20 protein-coding genes are annotated in these 20,560 nt (G+C 40.3%); 15 read left to right on the forward strand and 5 right to left on the reverse strand.

What is annotated here, in order from left to right; all coding sequences use genetic code 11:
- The 7 genes from LC090_RS00220 to yiaA all read left to right on the forward strand — a co-directional run bounded on the left by LC090_RS00220 (position 1) and on the right by yiaA (position 5,910).
- The gene (locus LC090_RS00220) at positions 1–1,386 is read left to right on the forward strand and encodes a YycH family regulatory protein (protein WP_226654665.1); all 1,386 of its coding nucleotides are present in this window, start codon (positions 1–3) and stop codon (positions 1,384–1,386) included.
- Positions 1,373–2,263 (forward strand): two-component system regulatory protein YycI, encoded by an 891-nt coding sequence (locus LC090_RS00225; protein WP_226654152.1) that lies wholly within the window; start codon positions 1,373–1,375, stop codon positions 2,261–2,263. The genes LC090_RS00220 and LC090_RS00225 overlap by 14 nt, the downstream gene beginning before the upstream one ends.
- Positions 2,264–2,277: 14 nt before the next feature.
- Positions 2,278–3,072 (forward strand): MBL fold metallo-hydrolase, encoded by a 795-nt coding sequence (locus tag LC090_RS00230; protein ID WP_226654154.1) that lies wholly within the window; start codon positions 2,278–2,280, stop codon positions 3,070–3,072.
- A 77-nt stretch (positions 3,073–3,149) separates the two neighbouring features.
- Entirely contained in the window at positions 3,150–4,361 is a 1,212-nt protein-coding gene (locus LC090_RS00235) for a S1C family serine protease (RefSeq protein WP_226654156.1), read from the forward strand.
- Positions 4,362–4,436: 75 nt separating this feature from the next.
- Positions 4,437–4,601 carry a CxxH/CxxC protein gene (locus tag LC090_RS00240; protein ID WP_226654158.1) on the forward strand — a complete coding sequence of 55 codons (165 nt, stop codon included), beginning with the start codon at positions 4,437–4,439 and terminating at the stop codon, positions 4,599–4,601.
- Between the two features lie 109 nt (positions 4,602–4,710).
- On the forward strand, positions 4,711–5,190 hold the full coding sequence (gene rlmH / locus LC090_RS00245; RefSeq protein WP_226654160.1) for a 23S rRNA (pseudouridine(1915)-N(3))-methyltransferase RlmH: 480 nt from the start codon (positions 4,711–4,713) through the stop codon (positions 5,188–5,190).
- A gap of 252 nt (positions 5,191–5,442) precedes the next feature.
- Positions 5,443–5,910, forward strand: a complete 468-nt coding sequence (yiaA, locus tag LC090_RS00250; RefSeq protein ID WP_226654162.1) for an inner membrane protein YiaA — start codon at positions 5,443–5,445, stop codon at positions 5,908–5,910.
- Positions 5,911–6,108: 198 nt separating this feature from the next.
- On the opposite strand, the gene LC090_RS00255 is transcribed toward yiaA, so the two are convergent.
- A complete protein-coding gene (locus tag LC090_RS00255; RefSeq protein ID WP_226654164.1) occupies positions 6,109–7,104 on the reverse strand; it encodes a tRNA dihydrouridine synthase in 996 nt (331 codons plus the stop codon).
- Between the two features lie 347 nt (positions 7,105–7,451).
- On the opposite strand from LC090_RS00255, the gene mqo reads away from it, so the two are divergent.
- The 3 genes from mqo to LC090_RS00270 all read left to right on the forward strand — a co-directional run bounded on the left by mqo (position 7,452) and on the right by LC090_RS00270 (position 11,605).
- A complete protein-coding gene (mqo, locus tag LC090_RS00260) occupies positions 7,452–9,032 on the forward strand; it encodes a malate dehydrogenase (quinone) (protein ID WP_226654166.1) in 1,581 nt (526 codons plus the stop codon).
- 815 nt (positions 9,033–9,847) lie between these two features.
- A complete protein-coding gene (locus tag LC090_RS00265) occupies positions 9,848–11,035 on the forward strand; it encodes a ParM/StbA family protein (protein ID WP_224591182.1) in 1,188 nt (395 codons plus the stop codon).
- 12 nt (positions 11,036–11,047) lie between these two features.
- Entirely contained in the window at positions 11,048–11,605 is a 558-nt protein-coding gene (locus tag LC090_RS00270) for a hypothetical protein (RefSeq protein ID WP_226654168.1), read from the forward strand.
- A 46-nt stretch (positions 11,606–11,651) separates the two neighbouring features.
- Here the strand turns inward: LC090_RS00270 and nagE are convergent, their stop codons facing one another.
- A complete protein-coding gene (gene nagE / locus LC090_RS00275) occupies positions 11,652–13,514 on the reverse strand; it encodes an N-acetylglucosamine-specific PTS transporter subunit IIBC (protein WP_226654170.1) in 1,863 nt (620 codons plus the stop codon).
- Between the two features lie 176 nt (positions 13,515–13,690).
- Here nagE and nagA point away from each other — a divergent pair, with 176 nt between their 5' ends.
- From nagA to LC090_RS00295, 4 genes are read left to right on the forward strand one after another with little or no spacing between them, the layout of a single operon-like run.
- Positions 13,691–14,902, forward strand: coding sequence for an N-acetylglucosamine-6-phosphate deacetylase (gene nagA / locus LC090_RS00280; protein WP_226654171.1), 1,212 nt, complete (start codon positions 13,691–13,693; stop codon positions 14,900–14,902).
- A complete protein-coding gene (gene nagB, locus LC090_RS00285; RefSeq protein ID WP_226654172.1) occupies positions 14,889–15,623 on the forward strand; it encodes a glucosamine-6-phosphate deaminase in 735 nt (244 codons plus the stop codon). The genes nagA and nagB overlap by 14 nt, the downstream gene beginning before the upstream one ends.
- A 15-nt stretch (positions 15,624–15,638) precedes the next feature.
- Entirely contained in the window at positions 15,639–16,361 is a 723-nt protein-coding gene (locus LC090_RS00290; RefSeq protein WP_226654173.1) for a GntR family transcriptional regulator, read from the forward strand.
- Between the two features lie 13 nt (positions 16,362–16,374).
- A complete protein-coding gene (locus LC090_RS00295; RefSeq protein WP_226654174.1) occupies positions 16,375–17,121 on the forward strand; it encodes an SIS domain-containing protein in 747 nt (248 codons plus the stop codon).
- 94 nt (positions 17,122–17,215) lie between these two features.
- Here the strand turns inward: LC090_RS00295 and liaG are convergent, their stop codons facing one another.
- Entirely contained in the window at positions 17,216–18,067 is an 852-nt protein-coding gene (gene liaG, locus LC090_RS00300; protein ID WP_226654175.1) for a LiaG family protein, read from the reverse strand.
- Positions 18,068–18,194: 127 nt separating this feature from the next.
- Here liaG and LC090_RS00305 point away from each other — a divergent pair, with 127 nt between their 5' ends.
- The gene (locus LC090_RS00305) at positions 18,195–18,425 is read left to right on the forward strand and encodes an excisionase family DNA-binding protein (RefSeq protein WP_226654176.1); all 231 of its coding nucleotides are present in this window, start codon (positions 18,195–18,197) and stop codon (positions 18,423–18,425) included.
- A 36-nt stretch (positions 18,426–18,461) separates the two neighbouring features.
- On the opposite strand, the gene LC090_RS00310 is transcribed toward LC090_RS00305, so the two are convergent.
- A complete protein-coding gene (locus LC090_RS00310) occupies positions 18,462–18,830 on the reverse strand; it encodes a VOC family protein (protein ID WP_226654177.1) in 369 nt (122 codons plus the stop codon).
- Between the two features lie 264 nt (positions 18,831–19,094).
- Complete coding sequence (locus LC090_RS00315; protein ID WP_226654180.1) at positions 19,095–20,543, reverse strand: phospholipase D family protein; 1,449 nt, start codon at positions 20,541–20,543, stop codon at positions 19,095–19,097.
- Between the last annotated feature and the right edge of the window lie 17 nt (positions 20,544–20,560).

Here is a 20,560-nt window from a genome sequence, read left to right on the forward strand (position 1 = left end):
ATGACGAAGAAGCAGTTTGAGAATTTTAAGACAGTCTTGTTGAACGTCCTTGTGTTAACGAGTTTGTTTCTCACCTGGCAAATTTGGACGTTTGAACCTGAATACGAGAAAGAAGCAGCACCTACGGAAGCGAGTCCTGTGGGCATTCAGGATGTCAATATAAGCGATGTTGTGAAACCCAATCAGCTCGTTTACCATATTGATAATCAGCATTTTACTTCGTTCAATTTCAACACGATTAACGACTTTTATACCAACTTTATTTCTGGAGTGAAAATTAAATCCTTTACAGTTGAAAATGATATGGAGGATTTAAAGGGAGTAGGGGATAGCGTAGAGCTTATTTTCCCTACCCTGCTTTCAAATGATGTGTTAAAGAAATTAGTGAGCATATCAAAAGATGATATTCCACTTTCGACATTCGATCGGATTATTATTCCTTCCATTGCTTCCGGTAAAAACAATGAGGTCGTTTTTCTCAACACATCAAGTCAGGTTGGCATGCGCGCTACGATTGAGGCCTCTAGTGAAATGAAGGAATGGTATGCAAACGTCTTTTCTTCTTTCGATATTGCTAGTAGTGATGCGGAAGAAATGGAGATGGCTCGTGCAAAAGAACTTCAAGTTTCTAATAAATCACCTATCTTTTATTTGCCAATTCAAGGTCAAACGATTGCTTCATTCGGTGGGAGTACAGATGAACTAGCCAATGAAGAAGATTTTAAAGAAGCGCTTTTTCCTGAACAAGATACTGTTGAAAAGAACTCTTTTAACAACATTTCAGATCTTTATACTGATGGAAGTCGTGATTTAACGTTTAACTATGACAATGAATATATGATCTTTAAAAACCCGCCATCAACGACAAGGGAATTTGTGGCAAATGAATCACCTATATTAGATGCTTATGGCTTTATTAACAAGCATTTTGGCTTTCGGATCACTGATTTAAACGACGACAAGTATATCCTTAGTGAATGGGTGACATCTTCTAAGAACAACACGGATCAAATCTCTTTTCGGCTTTATACAGAAGGTTACCCCGTGTATAGCTCTTCTACAGAAGATTTAGATGAAATAAATGTAACGCTAGAAAATAATGATGTTAGCACCTACAAGCGGATGTTGAAAATCATCCAGTATACAAAAGAAATCAGTGAACGCCAGCTACCAGGTTATGATGACGTTGTTGCCCTACTGGAAGAGGGAAGCTTTAAAACAAGTGAGATACAAAACATGACAGTTGGTTATACAATTGATCGTTCAGCAAATCAGACATATGATTTTTCACTGATTCCCCAATGGTTTGTTAAATTGAATGGTACCTGGACACCGCTGCAAACCATTAGCAATGAACAGGGAGGGGAAGAAGTTGGATTGGAATAGAACGAAAACGATATTAATCTTAACCTTCCTGGTATTTAATATCTTTCTGGCAAGTGATCTATTTAAAAAGCAAACGGAATTAAGTGAAATCGAACAACAAAAACAGGTGACGATTGAAGACCAGCTGAAAAATCTAAACGTTACGTACGAAAAGAACCTCCCTATTCAATCTGAGAAAATGTCTTTTATAAGCGGAGACGTTCATGAATTTACAGAGAAAGAAGAAAAAACCTTAGAAGAAGGAACGAGCCAGGATATTACACTTGATGAAGAAAAGTTAGTTTCTACGCTTAAAAAACCTTTTCCAATAAGTGATCCAACAGAGCCTTCTGCTTACTCCATCTTTCTTGAAACGTATGTTTACGAAGGTGGAAAGTATCAATATTACGGTCCTGCTGAGAATAACCCTAATATCGTTTATTTCGTTGAAACGTTTGAGGATCGGCCCATTTATAGTCAAGAATCAGGTATGTTGATCGTAACACTTGAGGACGATAAGGTTATTTCCTATACACAAACTTATTTAAGTCTGCAGAAAATAGGGAAAGAACGTAAAATTGATCCTGCTTCTGAAACGATCGGACTACTATTAAACCAACAAGACATTGGTTTAAATGATGAAGTCGAAGACATGTCGATTGGTTATTATACAACGGTAGCAAACGAAGATGAGCGGGACACGTTCGTCTTTGTTCCAACATGGCATGTGGTCGTTTCAAACAAGAAGAAAGATGATCCAGTAGATAATTATTATGTTAATGCGATCGAAAAAACGGTATTTAGCGAACCGGAAGAAGATAGTGGAAATGAACAGGATGAGAAGGACACGGATCAGCCTGATCCTTCAAAGCCAAAGTCGATTACAAGCGATAAGTAGGAGAGGAATGTTTTATGTCTCTTGAATTTAGTGTGCTTGCTAGTGGGAGCACTGGGAATGCCATTTATGTTGGTACCGAGAAGCACAAGCTTCTAGTCGATGCCGGATTAAGCGGGAAAAAACTTGAAGAACTGTTCACAAAAGCCCATCTCGATCCAAAAGATCTAGATGGGTTGCTTGTGACACACGAGCATAGTGACCACATTAAAGGACTTGGAATATTTGCAAGACGATACAAACTCCCGATCTATGCCAATGCAAAAACGTGGGAAGCGATGACTGGATTAATTGGTGAAATACCTGTTGGCCAGAAATTTCAATTTGATATGGATACGGTAAAAACGTTTGACGACCTCGATGTGGAGTCTTTCGGTGTCTCGCACGATGCGGCAGAGCCGATGTTTTATGCCTTCCATCATGAAGGGAAAAAGCTCAGTATTGCAACAGATCTTGGTTATGTAAGTGATCGCATTAAGGGAACTATTCGGAATTCAGATATGCTTGTATTTGAATCCAATCATGATATTAATATGCTAATGATGGGGCGTTATCCTTGGAACGTCAAGCGACGGATTCTAGGGGATATGGGGCATGTATCTAATGAAGATGCCGGAGCAGCCCTTTCAGATATCATTGGTGATCAGACAAAGCGTATTTATTTAGCCCATTTAAGTAAAGATAATAACATGAAAGACCTGGCAAGACTTTCTGTCCAACAAACCCTTGAACAAAATGGATTTGCAGTTGGAGAACAACTTTCTTTATATGATACTGATCCTGCTTCCCCAACAGTAGTAACAAAAGTATAAAGAGAACCAAAAAGGGTTCAGAGAAAAGAGAAGTCTTGAACGGTCTCCTTTTTTAATTGAAAGGATGGGTGAACACTTTGGGCTATTATGATGGTGAAGAAAACAATCGACCAAAGCGGCAGAAAGGAAACCGAGGCGGCGCCTTTATGGCGGCATTATTTGGCGCAATCCTCGGTGCCCTGCTTATTCTATTTACGGTTCCTGCCCTATCAGATGTAGGCGTCCTGCCTGATATTGAGCCCCCTCAAGAGGAAGAAGCGGATTCCCAGTCAGAACAGCGAGCGATTACAAAGGACATTAGTATTGATGTAACAAATGATATTACATCAGCTGTTGCCAATGTAGGAGAAGCCGTAGTAGGAGTTATTAATTTACAGAAAACAGATTTTTGGGCTGAGGATTATGGAGAAGCCGGAGCGGGCTCAGGTGTGATTTACAAAAAAGAAGGGAAAGATGCCTTCGTTGTAACGAATAATCATGTAGTCGAAGGTGCAGGACAGCTTGAAGTAAGTTTAAACGCCGAGAAACGCGTTTCAGCAAAGCTTGTAGGCACTGACCCTCTGATGGACCTGGCTGTTCTTAAAATCCCTTCTGAGGCCGTTACAATGGTTGCTGAGTTTGGAGACTCCGATAAGTTAAAACCAGGTGAGCCAGCGATTGCAATTGGTAACCCGCTAGGTTTTTTAGAAGGAACCGTTACCCAAGGGATTATAAGTAATCCAGAGCGCTCCTTTCCGGTCGATACTGACCAGAATGGTACGATTGATTGGAATGCTGACGTAATTCAAACAGATGCATCGATTAATCCTGGAAATAGCGGCGGCGCATTAATTAACATATCAGGTCAACTCGTCGGGATTAATTCGATGAAGATTGCTCAATCAAGCGTAGAAGGTATCGGCTTCTCTATTCCGATTAATATTGCTGAACCAATTATTAACGACCTTGAATCATACGGGGAAGTCAGAAGACCTCAAATTGGAATTGGAACAAAATCACTATCTGAAATTCCAACATATCATTGGAGTGAATCGCTTAAGCTGCCAGGTAAAATCGATTATGGTGTTGTCGTGATGAGCGTGTTCCCTACATCATCAGGAGAGATTGCGGGTCTTAAAGAGTTAGATGTGATTACAGCAATGGATGGTCAAAAGATTAAGAATTCCATTGATCTTCGTAAGTTTCTTTATACAAAGAAAGAAATTGGCGATCGTGTGAAATTAACCATATACCGTGAAGGAACAAAGCAAGAGGTTGAAGTAACACTTGCTGAGCAGCAACATTCGTAAACGAGAACAGGGGAGGAGACTCTCCTGTTTGCTTTTGAAAAAATCATTTAGAATGAACAAGAAAGGAACGATTAGATGAAAATCTATTGTTGTGACGATCACGTAGAATTGGCATTGGATGTTGCTGTTGATGAAACAGGACAGTTTCCTGTCTTAGAAAGAGTGGAAAAAGATGCGGAAAAGTTGTCCACAGTTTGTGAGTATTGCAAAAATAACGCAACATATATGGTGTCGAACTAATATTCGGTCACGATATGTGGATGGAAAATGTGTATATGTGGATAAAATCTGTGGATAACCTGTTTATTTTCTGTGGACTTACAAAAACATACACAGGTGGGGATAACTTTTGAATATCAGTATTGTAACGGTAGGGAAGTTGAAAGAGAAATATTTAAAGCAGGGAATTGAAGAATACACAAAACGATTAGGACCTTTTGCAAAAATAGAGGTTATTGAGGTTCCTGATGAAAAAGCACCAGAAAATTTAAGTGAGACGGAAATGGAGCAAGTAAAAAAAGCAGAAGGCAACCGCATTTTATCTAAAATTTCTCCTGATGCGCATGTGATCGCGCTTGCGATTAACGGAAAAATGAAAACGTCTGAGCAGCTCGCTCATGATCTTGATCAATTGGCGACGTACGGAAAAAGTAAAATTGCCTTTGTAATCGGGGGATCACTTGGTTTAAGTAACGAGGTTCTTCAACGAGCAAACGATACGTTATCTTTTTCTAAAATGACTTTCCCTCATCAACTGATGCGGCTTATTTTAGTGGAGCAGGTGTATCGTGCGTTTAAGATTAATCGAGGGGAACCTTATCACAAATAAAGTTACTATAAATAGTAAATAAACACACAAAACTAGCAAACTACTAGAAAAATAATGAAAAAGGGCACGGATCACTAGTGATCCGTGCCCTTTTTAATGGAACAGTAGGAGTACATCAATCTGACTCCACTATAAGGTTCTCCATTGTTCTTTCAATATTTATAAAGACAATTTATGGATAATTGCTATAATGGTTTTTATAGGGAAAGTGTAGCACCTACTTTTTGCATGACAGTAAAGGGGGACTGGCGAATGTCCGAAATGAACGAGAATCCGTTAATGAGCGAAAAGGAACCAAAGATGAAGATGGAAAGAAAAGAAGGGGAACCGACAGGCGCTTTTAAAGGGGCTAGTTGGGCCGCTTTAGTCGTCGGTGTATCTGCGTATCTCATTGGCCTTTTTAACGCCTCTATGGAGCTCAATGAGAAGGGATATTACTTTGCTGTATTGGTATTTGGACTGTATGCAGCTGTATCTCTGCAAAAAGCAGTTCGGGATAAGGACGAGGATATTCCTGTTTCGGGCATCTACTATGGACTCAGTTGGTTTGCTGTGATTGTAGCGATCGCTTTAATGGCCATCGGGCTTTATAATGCCAGAAGTATTACCTTAAGCGAAAAAGGATTTTATGGTATGTCGTTTGTTCTTAGTCTATTCGCAGCCATTACAATCCAGAAAAACATTAGAGATACACAGGTGGCGAGAGATCGAGATAAATAAACAGAGGATTTTTACTGTTTTTAGTCTTTCGGAATGAAGTTCGAAACCTAAGCTTTTAGCTGAGCTTAGAAATGATAAAGGCATCGGTAAACTTAGTCAGTTACCAGTGCCTTTTTTAATACTTGAATGAAAAAAAGAGAGAAAAGCACGAATGACTTTTCTCTCTGAAAACATCTAATATGTTACCTTGAAAAAGACCTAAGAAACCGTAAATCCTTTCTTTTTCAACGCCTCATTCTCCATAAACTCGTCAATTAGTGCACGCACTTCGTCAGTCGAGTCAGTACTCATCAATTGATTCCTTAATTCACTTGCGCCTCGGAATCCTTTAACATATATCTTAAAAAAGCGGCGAAGCGTTACAAACTGACGCGTTTCTAGTTCTGCCGAATATTTATCATGAAGATCGAGCTGCAATCGAAGGAGATCAAGCAATTCTTCACTCGTATGCTCTTTCTTCTCTGTTTCAAATGCAAACGGGTTGTGGAAAATGCCACGCCCAATCATGACGCCATCCACCCCATACTTCTCTACAAGCTCGAGTCCTTTTTGACGGTCTGGAATATCCCCGTTGATCGTTAGAAGCGTATTAGGAGCAACTTCATCACGAAGTTGCTTGATCTCCGGAATCAGCTCCCAGTGAGCGTCAACATTGCTCATTTCCTTTTTTGTACGGAGATGAATCGAAAGGTTAGCAATATCCTGTTCCAGAAGGTGCTTCAGCCAGTGGCGCCACTCTTCAACTTCCGTGTATCCGAGACGGGTTTTGACACTGACGGGTAACCCTCCAGCTTTTGCTGCCTGTATGATGTCTGCTGCGACATCAGGACGACGAATGAGTCCGCATCCCTTTCCTTTTGGTGCGACATTGGGAGCAGGGCAGCCCATATTGATATCTACGCCTCGATAGCCCATCTTTGCCATACCGATACTCATTTCTTTGAAGTATTCCGGCTTATCGCCCCAAATATGGGCTACGATTGGCTGCTCATCTTCCGTGAACGTCAATCGTCCGCGCAAGCTGTCTTTTCCTTTCGGATGACAGTAGCTTTCCGTATTCGCAAACTCTGTAAAATACACGTCAGGACTCGCTGCAGCACTCACTACATGGCGAAAAACGACATCCGTTACGGCTTCCATTGGAGCGAGAACAAAGAACGGTCGTGGCAGCTCATTCCAAAAATTATCTTTCATATCTATCTGAACCCTTTCCTTAAGGGAAATCCATTCCCAAAATTAAAAAGTAAAATGGTGTTGTACAATCCATTATAGAATGGATTTCAACCAGTATATACTTTAATCGTATTAAATGAAAAGTGCAAGGGGATGAGTTAGGATAGGTGGAAGGAGATTCCGATTATAACAAGAATTTCGTTTAATCATCAGTTGTTAAAGGTCTTCAGATGGTTAAAAAAGAGTTCTCAAACCCGTTAAAATGTGTAAAAAATAGTAAAAACGCTTTAGATTATTTGTTATTTTTCCTACAATTATAATAATTGCTTATGATAAGGTATAATTAGGATAGAACATGTTAGTTAACCATGTATCGCCTTGCTTTTCTAGCATATGAGCATGAGCGCGTATTCTTTTTATTACAAATAAATGAGACAAGGAAGGGTATCATGAGCAAGAATCAAAAAAAAGATGTTATCTTAATTGGTGCTGGAGTCATGAGTGCAACTTTGGGATCTTTATTAAAAGAATTAGCACCTGAATGGAATGTTAAAGTTTTTGAGAAACTTGGAAGTGCAGGAGAAGAAAGCTCGAATGAATGGAATAATGCAGGGACAGGCCATTCTGCTTTATGCGAACTAAATTATACGTCTGAAAAGGCGGACGGATCAATCGATATTAGCAAGGCGGTCAAAATTAATGAGCAATTCCAACTGTCAAAACAGTTCTGGTCTTATTTCGTTAATAAAGGATTAATTCAAAACCCTCAAGAATTTATTAAACCAATTCCCCACATGAGTCTTGTGTTTGGAGAAGATAACGTAAGATTTCTGAAAAAGCGTTTGGAAGCGTTGTCAGGAAATCCACTCTTTCAAGGCATGGAACTTTCTGAAGATCCTGACAAGCTTAAGGAATGGATTCCACTCATTATGGAGGGGCGTACTTCGGATGAACCGATTGCTGCGACAAAAATCGATTCTGGTACGGATGTGAATTTTGGGGCTTTAACCCGTCTTATGTTTGAGCATTTAGAACGCGAAAATGTTCAAGTTCAATACAAACACAGTGTAGAGGATATCACACGTACGAAGGAAGGACTTTGGGAAGTCAAAGTTAAAGATTTGGTCCATGATAACCTTGAATTCCATACGGCAGACTTTGTCTTTATTGGTGGAGGTGGCGGTAGTCTTCCTTTACTCCAAAAAACCGGAATACCTGAATCAAAACAAATTGGAGGGTTTCCAGTAAGTGGGCTGTTCATGGTATGTAATAATCCTGAAGTGATTGAGCAGCATCATGGAAAGGTTTATGGGAAAGCAAAGGTAGGAGCTCCCCCAATGTCTGTCCCTCATCTTGATACAAGGTACATTAACAATAAGAAAAGCTTATTATTTGGACCATTTGCAGGATTTTCGCCGAAATTTCTTAAAACCGGTTCAAACATGGATCTCATTAGTTCTGTTAAGCCTAATAATTTATTAACAATGATGGCAGCAGGCGTAAAGGAAATGGGATTAACGAAATACCTTGTGCAACAAGTCATGTTATCAGAAGATAAGCGCATTGAAGAATTACGTGAATTTATTCCGACTGCACAAAAGGAAGACTGGGATATTGTAGTGGCTGGACAACGTGTACAGGTAATCAAGGATACAGAAGAAGAGGGGAAAGGAACGCTTCAATTTGGTACAGAAGTGGTGACAGCATCAGACGGATCGATTGCAGCGTTACTTGGTGCTTCTCCAGGTGCTTCCACAGCTGTACATGTCATGCTAGAAGTTTTTGAAAGGTGCTTCCCGGAGTATCTAGAAAAATGGGAACCCAAGATTAAAGAAATGATTCCATCTCATGGGTACGCTCTCGAGGAAAACCCTGATCTTTTTAAAGAGATTAATCATGCAGTCTCACAAACGCTTGGTCTTACTGAAGGCCAGCCTATATATAGCTGATTTGTAACGACAAAGAAGCGTGTGGCAATGATAGTGCTGCACGCTTCTTTTAATTGAACTACTAATTTTACTTTAAACCACTCAATTATATGAAAAAATAAGCTTGAAAGAGGGAGTTGATTTGTGCCTTAACCTGAGAGTCGTAGTAATGGTCTAGCCGTTGCGTCAATGGTTTTAGGTATAATTGGTCCTCTATCTCTTTTTAAACCCTATTAATCCTTATCCTTTGTCTATATTGGCAATTATTTTTGGAGTGATAGGGAAAGGCTTTGCAGTTAAGGTCTGGTAACGCACGACGTTAGGTTAAAAATATGGTTTGTGGCTAGCCTCACTTCTTTGATGTAGTTTTCTTTCTAATTGATCCGTTTTTAATGACTGCGATAAAGCAGTCATTTTTATGTTTTAACATTTACATAATCATTCAAGGCAGTATTCTCTTAAAACCCACCTCATATCTAAGCATTCTTACAGACTAATAAAGCTTGAGTGAGCAGGTATAGGAAGTGCTTATTTTGAACGGTTATAAAAGAAAAATCTTTGTATACAAATTACGTGTACAAGTAAACAAAAATGTAAACTTGTAATCATTTTATGTACACAAGTAAACAAATGTGTACACATGTTGGTTTGTAGGGATGCGTACAATTATGTATACAAGTAAACATTTAATGTGTACATGTAGACGGAGTTGTAAACATGTATACAAAAATGTAAACTAGATAGAATGACTCATTGACTTCGTTTGAAAATTTCTATAAATTTTAAAGTAATAGTAGAAATACTAGATTTTAAATATGAAAGGATGGATCGTTTTTATGAGTAATTCAAGAATTGCAGCAGTCGATGTAGGTAACGACTCACTAAAAGGAATCTATGGAAAAATTGAATCTGACCTCTACATACCAAATGTAATTGCAAGAGATATAGAAGATCGCCCAGTGATTGGAATCGAAGAATTGGATACAAAGGATCCACTTGACGGTATTCATATTCGCGTTCACTCCCCTGCTCTAAAAGATAACAATGCAATCTATCGAGTTGGTAATCTAGCAACAAAGAGTGATAATCCGACTGAATTAGACCCCGGGAGTGCAAAATCAGAAGAAGATCAAACCCTTGTCATGCTGTTTGCATCTCTCGCTTTGGATGCAGTTGATCCAAAGAACTCAGCAAACTTCAAAAATCAAAATGGCGTGATTGATGCCAACTACACACTTGGAACAGGTCTTCCACTACGTGAAGTAAAAGAAGGAAAAGATGTAGGTTACCGTTCAAGACTTCTTGGTTCTGTTCACCAGGTAGAGTTTCTTGTCACACCGAAATATCAAGGGAAGAAAGTAAATATTAAGTTTGATGAAGTTAAAGTTTACCCAGAGGGCTTTGCGGCATACATTAACCTTGTTATGGATAATGATCTTAATATTATTAACAAAGATCTAATTGATAAGCGTATTCTTATCCAAGATATTGGTGGTCTTTCTACTGATATCGCGGTTATTAAAAACCGTAATGTGGATGACGATAAGGCCCAGGGCTTTAATCTTGGTGTTGCTGAGTCGCTTGAAGCGATTCGCGAAGAAATCCGCTCAAAACATGGTGTGGAACTTGATAGCCGTCGTGATGTAGTTGATATTATTACGAAAAAGAACGATCGTAATCACATTATGGTTCGCGGAAGCCGTACGAGCGTCCATGATATTACGGACCGCATTCTACTAGAACTAGCGAAGAAGCAGTATCGTCACCTTCGTAATGTATGGCAGAAGAACTCTCAATCTGAAATCTGCTATTTCGTTGGCGGTGGTTCCATTGTTCTTAAAGATTACCTAAAAACGTTGAACAATAATTTAGATGGATACAACATCGATTTCTTTGAAGATGAGAAAGAAAGCATCTGGATGATGTCGAACGCTTACTACAAGCTGATCTCTGATTTCACTCGTAAAAATAACAAACCTCAGCACCAAGAAAAGAAAGACGAAAAGAACAAGGTCAAAAACTAGTAGGGTGATTTGATGAAAAAGGCGGGGATGACGGGGATACAGAGAGGACAGGCGATCACGTTTCGCCTTCCCTCTGATACACCTGATCATATTCTCAAGCAGCTACAGAAGTTGAAAGAAGAAGAAAAGCGTAACTTCTCTAGCCGCATTGCGGAATATGTATTGGATGGTGTGACGCAAACGATCAGACGCGATAATGATGCGATTACAGTGCCTTTACCCAAAGGATTAAGCAAAGCGCAAAGAGATTGGCTAAAGCATGAGCATTCAGAAGCGCTTCTTGGCAACATCGTTTACCAAATTTTATCAGATCCCGTACGCGCTGCATCACTCCTCGCATCGTTTAACAGCAATTCAATTGATATTGATCAGGCCCTTTATTTGCAGGAGGAAGCAGTACACAGAGAAGTGTCAGAACCTGTGGCAACCTTACCAGAGACGTCTGATGATGATCTAATGAACTTTGATTGGGATCAGGCGAAACAGGAGCAAAGTTCAGCTGTTGAAGAAGAGGAAGAAGAAAGCGTAGATGATTTGCTTGGCGGATTTCTTGATAAAATGAATAAATAGCAATAGAAAGGCAGCGGATCTCCGCTGCCTTTCTTCGTTTATGAGATTAATCAATGGAAACGATGCCGCTATCACCTTGAGGTATGCTACCTGTTTTTTTGATTTTTAATGTTTGTAAATTCGTGAAAATAACAGGTGTTGCAAGGGACGGAACAGCTCGTCTGACGCTACTTAAATCGACTGTCATCAATTTATCGCCTCTCTTAATCTTATCTCCTTCTTTTACATAAGTCGTAAACCCTTCTCCTTTTAAATTGACCGTATCAATGCCAACATGAATTAAGATTTCTATGCCACTATCGGACTTCATACCTATCGCATGTTTTGTAGGGAAGACGCTTATGACTTCGCCGTCAACTGGCGAAACAAAATGACCATCTTCAGGAAGGATGGCGAAACCATCTCCCATCATTCCTGCAGAAAAGACTTCGTCAGGTACCTCTTTCAACGGAATGATTTTCCCTTTAACAGGCATGATAAAAGCTTGATCGTCCATCGTTTTTGTTAAGTTGATGGAAGGATTAGACTTCTCCTTTGAAGGAGTTGAGCGGGTACCCCGCATGGCATCTGCTACAAATTCTACATCCGTTCCGACGATGATTTGAAGGTTGCGATTATTTACTTTCACCACGCCTCGAGCACCGTGTCGTTTTAATTCTGCTTCATCGACTTTTGCCATATCATTCATTTGTAAACGCAGTCTCGTCGTACAGTTATCAATGGATGAAATATTATCGATGCCGCCAATACTACGAATAAAATGGCCTGCCATGACATCGTATTTATCACCTTCAGAAGTCGAAGTAGCTTGTACGGCCATATCTTCGTCTTCTCGACCAGGCGTTTTTAAGTTTAATTTTTTGATTAAGAAGTAGAAGACAACAAAGTAAATGACTCCGTAAATCAAACCAATAACAAGCAATAGCCCGGCTTTCTGTGCTAATCCATAATTAAGGAAAAAGTCAATGGCACCAGCAGAGAAGCCAAATCCATGGTGGATGTCCAGAACGTAGGCGAGAACCATGGAGCTAGCTGTTAAAAGAGCGTGAATCCCATATAATAAAGGTGATAAGAACATAAAGGCAAATTCAATTGGTTCCGTAATCCCTGTTAAAAAGGAAGCAAAGGCAATTCCAATTAACATGCCGCTTACTTCAGCTCTTCGCTCTTTTTTAGCAGCGGCTATCATGGCAAAGCAAGCTGCAGGTAGGCCGAACATCATAATTGGGAAGAAGCCAGCCATGAATATGCCGGCAGAAGGATCTTCGGCAAAGAATCGATTCAGGTCTCCTGTTGCGCCGTTATACTCTCCAAAGACGAACCAAACTAAACTATTTAGTACATGATGCAGTCCAAAAGGAATCAGCAATCGATTTAAAAATCCAAATACGCCAACACCGAGTGCCCCTGCATCAATAATCCATTGGCCAATTGCATTAATTCCGTCTTGGATTGGAGGCCAGACAAAGCCGAATAACCCGGCAAGAATAACCATTGCAGTTGCTGTGATGATTGGTACAAAACGTCGTCCTCCAAAGAAACCAAGCCATGTTGGCAGCTTAATGTCGTGAAATCGATTATAAAGCAGTCCAGCGACGATACCAGATAAGATTCCTCCGAGGATCGCCATGTTTATATCTTCATTCACTGCTTGAGTTCCCTGTGTCAGAACCAGGTAACCAATTGCACCTGCTAATCCAGCGGCGCCATTGCTATCTTTTGAGAAACCAATCGCTACACCAATGGCGAAAATCAGGGCTAAGTTATCAAATATGGCTCCTCCTGCAGCAGCGACAAATGGAATGCCGAGCAGGTCATCTTGCCCTAACCTTAGCAGGAGAGCGGCAGCTGGTAGCACTGCGATAGGAAGCATTAACGACTTACCGATACGCTGTAAAGCTCCGAGCATAAACGTTCAACCCCTTTCATAATTTGAAAACGTTTTATTGTCCTGTTCATCATAACAGCACAAAATATAGTTGTCTATACCAATAATTTGATATCATGCCGCCTTGATGCATCTACTGGTATAGACAACTGTACTTAATGGTGATACGATTCATTTAATAGAACGATGAGGAGTGTGTGGTAGTGACAGATAATCATTTCGTTATTGATCAGGTAACGGTATATAGCGAACGAGAAACAATAGAGAATGGTTACATTAAAGTTGCAAATGGCATCATTACTGAAATTGGAGAGGCGAAGCAACGTATTGAAAGTGATGGTGAAAAAGTATTTACGTTTCATGAAAAAGTATCTCTGCTTCCAGGCATGATTGACGTACACATTCACGGGGTAAATGGAGCAGATACGATGGATGCAACAACAGAAGCACTTGATACGATTACGAAAACACTACCTCGCGAAGGCACCACAAGCTTTCTTGCGACCACCATTACACAGGAAGCAAAAGCGATTGAACGTGCTCTTCAGAATGCAGGTGATTATGTAGATAATAAGCAAATGGCCGGTCACGCTGAAGTGCTTGGCATTCATTTAGAAGGGCCGTTTCTAAACAGTGAGCGAGCCGGTGCACAGCCACTGCATGCGATGCAGCGTCCTGATCATCATGTGTTTGAATCGTGGAATAAGCTTGCTAAAGAAAAGATTAAACTTGTAACACTCGCCCCTGAAAAGGAAGGTGGGTTGGAGCTGGTTCGTTATTTAACAAAAAGAGGGGTTGTCGCCTCAATTGGACATTCTGATGCAACTTATGAGCAGGTAATGGAGGCTGTATCCAATGGCGCCACGCATGTTACTCACCTCTATAATGGCATGAGAGGACTGCATCACCGAGAGCCGGGTGTGGCAGGTGCTGCTTTATTAGTCGATCAATTAAAAACAGAAGTGATTGCAGATGGGTTTCATGTTCGACCGGAGATGATTCAGCTAGCTTATCAACAAAAAACGTCATCTGGGATGATTTTAATAACAGATGCCATGCGTGCAAAATGTCTTAAAAATGGTCGATATGATCTAGGTGGGCAAGAGGTAGAAGTAAAAGATGGCAAAGCCCTTTTGGAGAACGGGACTTTGGCGGGCAGTGTGCTGAAGATGAAAGACGCGCTTACGAATATTCAAGCTTATACGGGGTGTTCCCTTGAAAGTGCAGTTAAAATGGCGTCTGAAAATCCTGCTAAACAGCTCGGGGTTTTTGATCGAAAGGGCAGTCTTGCCGTAGGAAAAGATGCAGACCTTTTCCTACGATCTGAAGAGGGAGACGTGATCATGACTTTCTGTAAGGGGCATCTTGCTTATTCGATTGGAGGGAGCGAGAAAAATGAAGTTGATTGAAGCAAGGGATTATAAGCATATGAGTGAGCTCGCGGCCAATTATTTAGTTGATAAAGTCCAAACAAATCCGTCGATAGTACTCGGACTTGCAACGGGAGGGACTCCCCTTGGAACATATCAACGATTAATTATGGATCATGAAAAGAACGATACATCTTACAAACAAGTAACCACCTATAATCTGGATGAATATGTCGGTTTTTCATCGGATCATCCCAATAGTTACCATGCTTTTATGCACAAAAATTTATTTGAGAAAGTCGATATACCACCTTCAAATGTCCATCTACCTAATGGAATCGCTCCTGATCTCGTAGAAGAATGCAAAGAGTACGAAGCAAAAATCGAAGCATCTGGAGGAATCGATGTTCAGCTTCTCGGAATGGGAAGTAACGGGCATATTGGCTTTAATGAGCCAGGAACATCCTTTCAAGCAACAACGCAAATCGTAGAACTGGCGCAATCTACAAGAGAAGCCAACGCTCGTTTTTTTAGTGATATTCGTGAAGTACCACATGAAGCCATTACTATGGGAATTGCCACCATTATGAAGAGCAAAGAAATTTTATTACTCGTATCAGGCGAATCAAAAAACGAAGCGATGAGAAAATTGGTGAAAGGTGAAGTTGATGAGTCCTTTCCTGCATCAGTATTAAACAAGCATTCTCATGTTACAATTATTGCTGATAAACATGCGTTGTCTGGCGTAACCATGCGCTGAAAGGAGTTTGTTCCGATGATTGATAAAACGTCCCCCTTACCGATTTACTATCAGTTAGTAGAATGGATAAAAGGATTAATTGAACGAGGTGAATTAAAACCAGGAGATTCATTACCGTCAGAGCGAGAGTACGCCGAGCGGTTTAGTATTAGTCGGATGACAGTGAGGCAGGCGATTACAGAGCTTGTGAATGGTGGGTACCTTTATCGCCAAAAAGGCGTTGGAACGTTCGTAGCCGAGAAAAAAATTGAGCAGCAGCTAATGGGGTTAACAAGCTTTACCGAAGATATGAAATCACGCGGCATGGAGCCAAGCAGCAAACTTGTTGGTTTCGAAATTGTTCCTGCTCCCTCGTATATTTCGCATCAGCTAAACATCATGGAGCATGCACCTGTATACGAAATTAAGCGAATTAGATTAGCGGATGGCATTCCAATGGCGCTTGAAAAGACGTATATATCAGCTAATTTAGTGAAAGGGCTAACAGAAGAAACCGTCCAACATTCGTTGTATCATCACATTGAAAATCAGCTCGCGATCAAGATCGAAGAGGCCACTCAGGTGCTAGAGTCGTCTGTAGCAACACAGCAAGAGGCAGAATACCTCAACATTCAAAAAGGAGCACCGATCTTACTTATTCAGCGAAATACGAAACTTGCAGATGACACACCGCTTGAAGTGGTGAAGTCTTCGTATCGAGCCGATCGTTATAAATTTATGATTACACTTAAGCGTTAAAGGAGGGGACCGCTTGTTTAGTGAGTACTTTCATAAAATCAAAACAGCTCTTCAAGTGATTGAAAAGCATGAAGCACACTCTATTGAACGAGCAGCTAGCGCTGTGGCGACTACTATTGAAAGTGGGAAAATCGTTCATGTCTTTGGCTGTGGTCACTCTCATATGATGGCAGAAGAAGTATTTTATCGTGCAGGAGGTCTCGTCCCGATTCGCCCCATTTTTATCGAAGACTTAATGCTACACAGGGGCGGAGTGCGTTCTTCTGCTCTAGAAAGAACCAATGGTCTAGCTGCAGATTTTATGAGTAATCAAGACATTCAACAAGGTGACGTGGTCATCGTAGTCTCCACGTCAGGACGTAATCCCGTTCCGATTGATGTTGCCCTTCTTAGCAAAGAAAAAGGGGCTTTTGTAGTTGGATTAACATCGCGAAATGCTTCAATTGGACAGGCATCCAGGCATCATACAGGAAAATACTTATATGAAATGGTGGATCTGGAAATAAATCACCACATTGCGCCAGGAGATGCAGCAATGCAGGATCCGGAGAGCCAACTTTCTTTTGGTTCAACTTCTACTGTTCTTGGAATGGCCATTATGAACGGCATTACAGTAGCAGCCATTCAGCTGCTTATTGATCGAGGAATTCATCCTCCTGTATTTAAAAGTGGGAATGTAGATGGTTCAGACGAGTGGAATCAAGCATTGATTGCGAAATATAAGTCGCGCATTCCTCTTCTTGAAAATCGTCATAGCTAAAAAGCTCCCCGTTGTGGAGAGCTTTTTTCATTCTCTTTAGGAGGCTGATGCTGATCATTGCCCCGGCAATAATTCAATGAGTAAGGACGCTAGACTAATAAACACGAGCATTTCCGCTTGATAGTGAAATCTTCACCTGATATTTTCCACTACCATGGACACCAGAAATTTTTTTGTTGCTTACAGTTTGGTCTTTTAGGTTAAAGCTTGTTGATATATCACCACTACTTGCTTCTGTATCGAGGGTAAAATCAGCATTGTCTGGGAGATCTAACTCAACGTCTCCCGAGCTAAGATCAAACGAGACGTCTCCCGTTAATTGAGTCATTTGAACGTTCATTTCGCCTGATGACATGTCTCCCTCAATTGGACCTGAATAGTTCGTTAAGATCACATCCCCAGAGCTAATGTCAAAGCGACCATCCTTCGTTGTAAGCTGATCAATCGTTAGTCTTCCAGAAGAACCATCATGTTCAAATCTTTTTGTTTGCAGATTCGAAAGTTCTACATCGCCAGAACTCATTTGGATCTCCACATCATTTAGAACGAGTGGGCTTCCTGCATGTAATGCAAGATTTCCTGACCCAACTTCCAGCTTAAGGTTTTGTTTAAAATCTTCTGGTAAAAAGACCGTCACATCAGAGTCATTGTTGAAATTAAGAAATTGATACCATTTTTTCTTCACTTCTACTTCAATCGTATCTCCTTTTTGTCGTAAGGACAGCTCTCCATTTCCTGTGAGCACTGCTTTAACATCATCCCGTGCTTCAGGAACGATTTTCATATCACTGCTGTGCGTCCTAATGTTTATTTCCTCTATCCTCTCCGTAACGTTTATTTGATTCTCGTCACTGCTCCCAGTAAATAATGATGTGTTCTCATAGAGGATTAATAAAACGGCACCGACGGCTAATAATCCAACAATCACAAAAAATCCACTTCTCACATCGCACACCCCCGCGTTTTTACATTCTATATGGTAATCTTATACTAGCTGATTGAGTTAAAACAGAAACCAGAGCAGTAACATGGAATAAGACTAAAGACGTAAATGAAGATATGGAGGCAAGCGTATGTACCTCACAGTGAAAGAGACGGCAGAATATTTATCGCTACCTGAATCTTATATTGAAACGCTCATTCGCGAAAAACGCGTTCGGACGATTTTTGACGGTGAGCAGCATTTGTTGTATAAAGAGCAATTTAACACTCATTTCGAACAGCTCGAGAAAATGAAGCAAAGACTTGAAGAGGAAGCCAATGAGCCGATTCCTGAAGATCCCGACGTTAAAGATGAAGATTAAGAAATGAAAGAAAGGATGCCGGATGGCATCCTTTCCTCACGTCGTAGAAATTTCGCTCATAATAGCATGCGTGTTTTGTTCGCTATCCTCAAAAAAAGCCATCCAAGTTTCGTTATCATTCATTTTTGCGACAAGGTGAGGTTTACTAGTAAACAGCACGCCATCCTTTTTTAACCGTTCATAACTTTTTTCAATGTGATTAACTTGAAAATAAACAATGGAGCTAGCCTGAGCGAATTTTTCTTTTTCAGGAATGCTAAGAAGAATGCGTAGTCCGTTACAATCAAAAAAGGCCATTTGATCAGTTTCAAATAATAACTGCAGCTCCAGAATTTCTTTGTAAAACTGGACAGCTCGTTCCATTTTTTTGACGGGAATGGCAATTTGACTCACCTGTTTGATCATAAAAGGGATACTCCTCCTAGTTAGTAAGCTTAGTTTCTATTTCTACCCATCAGTATGCGATTCCTTTAATTTTCGTTTATGGATTCAGAAAACGGGAATAGCCTTAAGTAACAGAGGAGGGGTTCTTTTAATGAGAAACCTGATTAAGAAAGCGATCAAGTACGGTCCCATTATTTATCCGATTGTGAAAAAGATGCGTAATAAACGAAGAACAAGATAACAAGGATAAACCCCTGTGCTTAAGCACAGGGGTTTTGATTATGGTTAATACGTCGTCACCTGGAATAATTTCTGAAGAATGTACATGACATATTTATAAGAGGAGAGGGAGTTTTGATATTTCTCATAATCCGCTGTGTATGTTCCATCTTCATTCGTCCATATTCTATTAAAATAACGATCAACGTTTTGGATGACTTCCTGGTCATTTGAAGCTTGTAGTTGAATGTTTGTTTCCATGTTGTAATCATCCATGTTACGAGAGGTATAGTTACCTGATCCACCAACAATCGTGCTTTTTTCTTTCCCTTTTATATAGAGAAGTTTGGTATGGAACTGCTCTTTGTTTGTATCATACCAGCGGATCGTCAGGTGTTTCTTTCCCTGTTTCGTAAGTTCGGCTGTTATAGGTAAATTAGGTAATCCCATTTTTTGTTGACCGAATGCATTTTGATTAGGGTCAAGAACCAACCTTACGTCGACTTTTCGTTCTGTTGCGTCAACGATGGCATCAATAATGTCTCGATCGGCAAGGTAGAACATGCCGATATAGATGAGATCACCTTCTTTGGCGTCATCAATCGCAGTTACAACGCTATCTTGAATTTTACTTTCCGTTACGATTTGTGCCTTTATCTCTTTAGTAGCATCTGCATCAGAGATCGGTTTATCCGGGAATTTTGATATATCTCCTCCGGAAAAGCCTGCGACAGCTTTCTCCGACTTAACAAGATCATTAATAATAGAGCCTTTCACCTTGAACGCAATATTGGAGTGAAACCCACTTGCATCGTGCGGGTTGGCAGACATGATAATTCCAGCATCTTCTGTTGTAACGGTTTTTCGATGATTTGCCTTTACATTTAACAGTTCAAGGTAAGAGCGAGCCGTCACTTTTGGTGCAGAAGGAGCCATTGGATTTGGAAGCCACCCTTTGCCCTCCTGACCAAACCAGGAAAACGCCATTCTCCAGAGGCCTGAATAAAACAAACTAGGATCGCGAAGTCGTTCTAAATCCGTAAAAATGACTTCCGCCCCCATGTCTTCAATTTTCTTGATTTGTTTTGCTTCATGTGAGCCGTATGTTGTATTTACTTCATCACTTATTAAGATGACGTTGAGTTCGGGTTTCTTTTTCATAGTCTCAATTACAGCTTTCGACAATTCCTCACTGATTTTTGGATAATCACGCTTGCCATCTGTATATCCATTAAATAAAAAGAGGTCTAAAATGAGAAAATCATCCGCTTCTTTAATCGTTTTGTTCACTTCATCAAAGATCTGATGATCGTACACTTCTTTCCTATTTTTATCGTACGTTAAATCATAAAGAAATTCGACTTCATCACTACTTAATTCATGAACATCACTTGCATAAGAGACTCCTTCCGGTAAAGGTTTAAAACGATGATAGGTAATAATGGAGACATAAATGAGAATAAGAATACTAAATAAGATCCAACGTTTCCTTCTATACCATGGCCGCTTTTTCATAGGACGTGCTCCTTAAC

The organism is Guptibacillus hwajinpoensis, assembly GCF_020524165.1.
Lineage (GTDB): Bacteria > Bacillota > Bacilli > Bacillales > Guptibacillaceae > Guptibacillus > Guptibacillus hwajinpoensis_D.